Origin of the sequence: Albidovulum sp., from assembly GCF_049646345.1 — a bacterium.
In the GTDB taxonomy this organism is placed as follows: Bacteria; Pseudomonadota; Alphaproteobacteria; order Rhodobacterales; family Rhodobacteraceae; genus Albidovulum.
Genome location: NZ_JBARVQ010000846.1, coordinates 1 through 2403, shown reverse-complemented (window position 1 = coordinate 2403; position 2403 = coordinate 1). Strand labels below are relative to the sequence as shown.

Annotated in this window: 2 protein-coding genes; both read left to right on the top strand. The window is 57.0% G+C overall.

Annotated elements, in window-relative coordinates:
* The first annotated feature begins 228 nt into the window (after positions 1-228).
* Complete coding sequence (locus WBB85_RS22205; protein WP_432640746.1) at positions 229-1029, top strand: IclR family transcriptional regulator; 801 nt, start codon at positions 229-231, stop codon at positions 1027-1029.
* Positions 1030-1100: 71 nt separating this feature from the next.
* Positions 1101-2403 (top strand): dihydroxyacetone kinase subunit DhaK (locus tag WBB85_RS22200; protein WP_432640745.1); only part of this gene is annotated, 1303 nt, incomplete at its 3' end.

Genomic DNA, 2403 nt, shown 5'->3' with positions numbered 1-2403 from the left:
GTACAGGACCGAAGCCCCCACGATGCCGCCGCCGACGATGGCAACCTGAACGTCTGACCTCATTGGCACCACCGAAGAAAACGGGTCACAGGAACTCCCGTTGAATTCTGACATGACGGTTGCGTTTGAAGGCGTTTGGGTTTCATGATAGTTCCATATTATGGAAGTGATTCTCTATATTATGATGCCCAGCGTTCCAATAGCTGTCAACACTGCCGGGGAAAGCGTATGACCAAGAGTTCGATCGTTTCGAAAAGCGTTCAGGTGCTGGACATCATCTGTTCCAGTCGCGCACGCCTAACCTATTCCCAGATCACCGAGGCGGCGGGTTTGCCGAAGAGCTCGACCCACAGATTGCTGTCGATACTTCGGGAGGAAGGATTGGTGGCGCTCGATCCGCTACGCAGCGTCTACCTACCCGGGCCGAAGCTGATGGGATGGGCGACGAATGTCCTTAGTGCCGCAGATCTTCCTGAAATCTCCGCGTCGACGCTCATGCGACTGAGCCGTGACGTCAGAGCCGGTACGGCCATATCCATTCTGGATGGAAATCAGGTGCTTTGGTTGAGGATCGTCGACTACCCTTCGCGCCATCGGCAAGCGCCTCGAGTGGGGGACCGGACCCCGGCTCATGTCTGCGCTGCCGGCAAAGCGTTGCTGGCGTTTTCGGATGGCGCAAGACGGCAGGCAATCCTGGGTGAGATGGACCTTGAAGCTTTCACGCATCGCACCATCACGGATCCGGCGGACTTTGCCAAGGAGCTGCAGAAAGTACGCGAAGCGGGAATTGCGATCAGCAACCGTGAGGAATACCTGCAGGACGTCGGTCTTGCCGCTCCCGTGTTCGATCACAATAGCGATGTCATCGCAGCTGTCAGCATGTGGGACATGACAGGTCGAAGAAGCGCTGACGATCTGCTGGCATATCGGCAGAAATTGCTCGACGCCGCAGCCGAGATTTCAGCCCAGCTTGGTTATGCGGATGTTGCGGGTGGGCAAGGTCAACTCAATGCAACCAGGCCGGCCTGAAGGTCTCGGCCTATGACCCGACCGCTGTCGTTGAAATGACAACGATAATTTTGAGAAAGCGAAAGAAGACAATGACGCATTTTGTGAACGAAACCAAAGATATCGTCACCGAAGCCATTGACGGTTTGGTCGCCGGATCGGGTGGCAAGTTGGTCCGGCTGGATGGATATCCGCATATCCGGGTGGTGCTTCGCGGTGACTGGGATAAGTCCAGGGTTGCCTTGGTTTCGGGCGGTGGATCGGGGCACGAACCTGCTCATGCAGGCTTTGTAGGGGAAGGTATGCTGACCGCTGCAGTTTGCGGCGACATCTTCGCCTCGCCCAGCGTTGACGCAGTTCTCGCAGCCATTCTGGCGGTAACGGGACCTGCCGGATGCCTGCTTATCGTAAAAAACTACACCGGGGATCGTCTGAATTTCGGGCTGGCAGCGGAACGGGCCAGAAATCTGGGCATGAGGGTTGAAGTTGTGATTGTCGCAGATGACATCTCGCTACCTGACTTGCTACAACCCCGAGGTGTTGCCGGAGCACTGTTTGTTCACAAGATTGCCGGAGCCCACGCCGCGATAGGTGCCGATCTCGAAAGCGTGGCTGGCACAGCGCGCCGTGTCGCGAGCGCGGCAAAAAGTTTCGGAATGTCACTCGACACCTGCGCTATTCCCGGCTCGCCGAAGGAAGATCGGATTCCGGCGGGCAAAATCGAACTTGGTCTTGGCATTCACGGCGAGCCTGGTGTCAGACAGGCCGATTTCACCTCTGCGAGGGTAGCAGTATCGGCCATGGCAGATCGGTTAACCGCTTGCATGAGTGATGAGCCGCATGTCGCACTGGTGAATAATCTTGGCGGCACATCCTGCCTTGAAATGTCGGTGATCGCACACGACCTGCTGCAGTCACGGTTGGGATCCAAGATATCTCACATCGTGGGCCCGTCCGCGATGATGACATCGCTCGGCATGCACGGAGTTTCAATCTCGGTATTTCCGGCAACCGACGACGATATCGACCGGCTTAACGCCCCGGTATCGCCTTTCGCGTGGCCCGGCATTTCGACTGTCGGATCGGTACGGACTGTTCCCCTGTCAGAGAAGCTCGCGCCCCTGGGCTTCAAGCCGTCGACGGATCCAGTCTTGCGTGAAGTGCTGACAGCGTGCTGCAAGACCCTAATCGCAGCCAAGGACGATCTGAACGCGCTAGACGCAAAATCCGGGGACGGTGACACGGGTTCGACGGTTTCGACGGCAGCCGAAGCTTTGATGGCTAGCATGGACGAACTGCCGTTTGCCAATCCCGATAGGCTGTGCCTGTGTGTAGCGCAGAAGCTTGGGAAATCCATGGGCGGCTCATCCGGAATTCTGATGTCTATATTCTTCT

Coding starts and splice junctions, on each gene's coding strand:
- WBB85_RS22205 (WP_432640746.1), top strand. CDS start 229: ATGACCAAGAGTTCGATCGTTTCGAAAAGCGTTCAGGTGCTGGACATC.